A 4,134-nucleotide genomic window follows, 5' to 3' on the forward strand; every position below is an offset into this window, starting at 1 on the left:
TCATGGGCTACGAGTCCAACCGGCAGCGCAGTGGTGTGAGCAATACGATGCGATCGCGGATTGTGCGGATTGGTGCGAAACATCTGCCCCAGGCGGAGTTGAACCAAAAATTGATCGAGGCAGATTTTGCGCCGCTCAAGGATAAGGAAATCGCGTTTTACTACGGCGGTAAATAGAGGAGCAGAAGCCGTTCGAGGCATTCGCAGGGGGAGTCGGATCGGTACAGCATGGTTTAGATAGGCCAGACTGCGCCCGGCTCTCTCCTCATATCCTAATTGGAATTCCTGACCTGATTGGAATTCCTGACTTGATTGGAATTCCTAATTGAGAGCCTGCCTACTTGAGTTGACGGCGAATTTCCCGTAGGGATTGGTACATGTCCGGTAGACGATTGTATACGGCGGAAATTTTTAGCCAGAGACGGTTGGGAATGGCTGGATAGCCGGAGACGATCGCTCCTGGTTCCACATCGCGGTGGACGCCGGTCTGGGCCGTGGCGATCGCGCCATCACCGATGGTCACCTGGTTGGCAATACCCACCTGTCCTGCCAAAATCACCCGATTGCCCACCTTCACCCCGCCCGCTAGACCCACTTGGGCCGCCATGGCGCAAGCTTCGCCGATCTGACAGCCGTGGGCCACATGCACCAAGTTATCGAGTTTGGTATGGCGGCGGATGCGGGTTTCGCCAACAGCGGGACGATCGACCGCCGAGTTGCAGCCAATTTCTACGCCATCTTCCAAGACCACCTGCCCCGACTGCTCCATCTTGAACCAGCCCTCGGCTGTGGGGACAAAGCCAAAGCCTTCTGCCCCAATGCAGGCACCGCTATGGATGACGCAGTCAGCTCCTAGGATGCTGCGTTCATGGATGACACAGTTGGCATGGAGGAGGGAGCGATCGCCAATCTGCACCCCCGGATAGACGACGACGTTGGGATGGATGCACACGCCATCTCCCAAACGCACGCCAGCCTGAAGCACCACATGGGCTCCGATGGACACCCCCTCTCCGAGCTGTACCGATGGATCAATGACGGCGCTGGGATGAATGCCAGGGGCGGGTTTGAAGGGTTGGTAAAAAAGAGCGATCGCTTGGGCAAAGGCAAGACGGGGTTGGGGAACGCTCACCCAAGCCAGTTGGCGAGCATCGGCCGCTGCCTGCAAGGCCTCATTCATGGGCAAAATCAAGGCGCTGGCCTGGGTGGTGGCAATCTGAGCGGCGAAGGTTTCGCCTTCAATGTAGCTCAGTTGTCCAGGTTGGGCTTCGTCAATGGCCGCCACACCGCTGATCTCCGGATCCTGGGCAGTAGTGTGCTGGGACTGGAGATGCTGGGCAATTTGGCTCAGGTTGATCGTGGGCATGGCAAAACATCACACTGGTCAACGACATTACTCATCTTCCCCTGATCCAGGGACATTCAGGGGATTCGGCAGGATGTTGAACCACATCTCACAAGTAGGTGGGCTCAATTCAATGAGATCTATCGGGTTTCAACGTCGCTCAACCCTCTTCTCATCAGGATTTGAGCATTAGGCGACGTCAAAAGGCTTGCCATCGCTAGAGTGGCGCGACTGCCGCATCCCGTACCTGTTTCAACGCCGTACCAGAAAGGCCGCACATTCAATATGAGCGGTTTGGGGAAAGAAATCCACGGGCTGCACGCGGGCCAGACGATAGCCGCTTTCACAAAGCCGCATTAGGTCGCGGGCGAGGGTGGCGGGGTTGCAGCTCACGTAGACAATCCGCTCGGGCATCACCTCCAGTAAGGTTTCGAGCACAAACGGGTCACAGCCGCGTCGGGGCGGATCAAGCAGGATCACGTCTGGGGCAGCGGAGAGCGATCGCACCGTTTCTGCTAGTAACCGCTCCGCCGAGCCAGCGAGGAAAACGGTGTTGGCGATGCCGTTGAGGATGGCATTATCCTGGCCCTGCTCTGCGGCCTCGGGCTGTAGCTCAATGCCAATAACGGATTCAGCCTGTTGGGCGATCGACAGGGTCAGGGTACCAATGCCGCAGTAAACATCCACAATGCGCTCTGTGCCGGTTAGGGCTAGTTCCTCCAGGATGACATTCAGCAGCGCCTCGGCTTGCTCGGTGTTGACTTGGAAAAAGGTGGTGGACTGGATATGGAAGGTCAGATTGGCAAACTGTTCCGTTAGATAATGCTGCCCAGCCACACAGCGGGTCTCGGGACCAAAAATGGCATTGGTGCGATCGCCATTCAGGTTCACGCACACGCCCACGAGGTCTGGGTAGCGGTTGAGCCATTGCTGGGCCTGCTCCTCAATGCCAGGAATATCCCAATCGGTGGACACCAGGGTCAGCAACAGTTCCCCTGTGCGTCGCCCAATGCGGAAGCTGACGTGACGCAGAAGGCCACGATGGGGCTTTTCGCGATAGATGGGCCAGCCGCGCCGCTGAATATCTTGCTTGATCTCGGCCAGGAGGGGATTTAGGCGCTCGTCCTGAACGGGACATTGGTTAAGGTTGACCAAGCGATGGCTACCCTTTTGGTAGTAGCCCGCCTGCACCTTCTCGCCAGACATGGCTAGGGGATAGGTGACTTTATTGCGATAGGCCAGGGGGGCAGAGGGTAGGGGTTGATCCACCGGCGGATTTTCTAAGCCGCCAATGCGTTCTAGGGCCTGCACCACCTGTTGATACTTCGACTGAAGCTGCTGTTCATAGCTGACCGATTGCCACTGACAGCCGCCGCATTTATCCGCCACAATGCAGGCTGGCCGCACTCGATGGGGCGATGAGGTGATCACCTTGCGCAGCTTGCCATGGGCATATTGGCGCTTGACCCGCACCAGCCGCACCTCCGCATGGTCTCCGGGAACGCTGTCGGGCACAAAGACGACCCGACCCTGCCAGCGTCCGACCCCGTCGCCTCCGGAACTGAGGTCGTCAATGTCTAGGGAAATGAGGTCGCCCTGCTGCCAATCGGGCGCGGGGGTTGGGTCTAATTCGGACGGCTGTAGGTCTACCAAAATGCGATCGCTCCTGTGGGACTTGAGCGGTGAACCTATGGGCCACCCTCAAACTCGTTACAATATCTTACGGGACTGGGGCCATGCCCCCATGCCATAAAATCTCAGAATTTACTAGTATGACCGATCTGACAGCGGCCTTGCCGACTTTTGTGATTACATTGCGTGAAGGTGTGGAAGCAGCGCTGGTGGTGGGCATTGTCATGGCCTACTTACAAAAGGCCAATCAGTTGCGGCTCCATGGCTGGGTCTATGGCGGCATTGGGGCGGGGGTGGCGGGCAGCCTTGTGATTGGTGCGCTGCTGCTCTCGCTGCTGACCAAGCTATCTCAGGCGGAGCAGGGCTATGGAGCGATCGCGAAACCGGCGTTAGAAGGTGGATTTGAGCTGGCGGCGATCGCCCTCCTAAGCTGGATGTTGATTTGGATGACCCAGCAGGCCAAGTCGATGAAGGCGGATGTGGAAGGAGCTATTTCCAGCGCCGTCGATCGTACAGGGCTAGCCGCTGGATGGAGCGTATTTTCGCTAATTGCCATTGCGGTTCTGCGGGAAGGCTTTGAGACGGTGCTGTTCATTGCGGCCAAGTTCCAGCAGGGCTGGGTGCCTGTGGCGGGAGCGATCGCTGGACTAGCCGGTGCGGTGGTGATCGGTACCCTATTGTTTCAACTGGGCATCAAAATTAATCTGCGGCGCTTTTTCCAGGTGATGGGAGTCTTGCTGCTGTTGATCGTAGCTGGTCTCGTCGTTTCGGCTTTACGACATCTAGATGCGGCGCTGCAGCTTTTATCCCTCTACGATCCCGCCTGGTCAGATCTCTGTGCCCCCGGCGGTGCCTGTATTCTAGGGCCACAAGTCTGGGATCTGAGCCAGATTCTTCCCGATCGCCAATTTCCCGGTATCTTACTCAAAGCATTTTTTGGCTATACCCAAACGCTCTATCTGGCGCAGGCAATCGCCTATGTTGGATTTTTGTCTACGGTAGGGTTAACCTATCTTCAAGGCGCTATGGGCTGGGGGCGATCGCCTACATCAAAACAAGCATCACCGTGATCGGACAGCGACCATATCTTCAGGAAAATAAATTGCATGATCTTCGAAGAAACTATTAAAATCAAAGAACTTATCTATAAACTTATCT

3 protein-coding genes are annotated in these 4,134 nt (G+C 56.7%); 1 reads left to right on the plus strand and 2 read right to left on the minus strand.

From position 1 onward, the window contains the following. Positions 1-336: 336 nt before the first annotated feature. Positions 337-1,365 (minus strand): UDP-3-O-(3-hydroxymyristoyl)glucosamine N-acyltransferase, encoded by a 1,029-nt coding sequence (lpxD, locus tag V6D20_02035; protein ID HEY9814577.1) that lies wholly within the window; start codon positions 1,363-1,365, stop codon positions 337-339. A gap of 231 nt (positions 1,366-1,596) precedes the next feature. Continuing rightward, positions 1,597-2,997: a 23S rRNA (uracil(1939)-C(5))-methyltransferase RlmD gene (rlmD, locus tag V6D20_02040; GenBank protein HEY9814578.1), complete on the minus strand. Its 1,401-nt coding sequence runs from the start codon at positions 2,995-2,997 to the stop codon at positions 1,597-1,599. Positions 2,998-3,116: 119 nt separating this feature from the next. Here rlmD and V6D20_02045 point away from each other — a divergent pair, with 119 nt between their 5' ends. Next, positions 3,117-4,046, plus strand: a complete 930-nt coding sequence (locus V6D20_02045) for an FTR1 family protein (protein ID HEY9814579.1) — start codon at positions 3,117-3,119, stop codon at positions 4,044-4,046. Positions 4,047-4,134: the final 88 nt, after the last annotated feature.

The organism is Candidatus Obscuribacterales bacterium (assembly GCA_036703605.1).
Lineage (GTDB): Bacteria > Cyanobacteriota > Cyanobacteriia > RECH01 > RECH01 > RECH01.

Coding starts and splice junctions, on each gene's coding strand:
- V6D20_02045 (HEY9814579.1), top strand. CDS start 3,117: ATGACCGATCTGACAGCGGCCTTGCCGACTTTTGTGATTACATTGCGT.
- lpxD (HEY9814577.1), bottom strand. CDS start 1,365: ATGCCCACGATCAACCTGAGCCAAATTGCCCAGCATCTCCAGTCCCAG.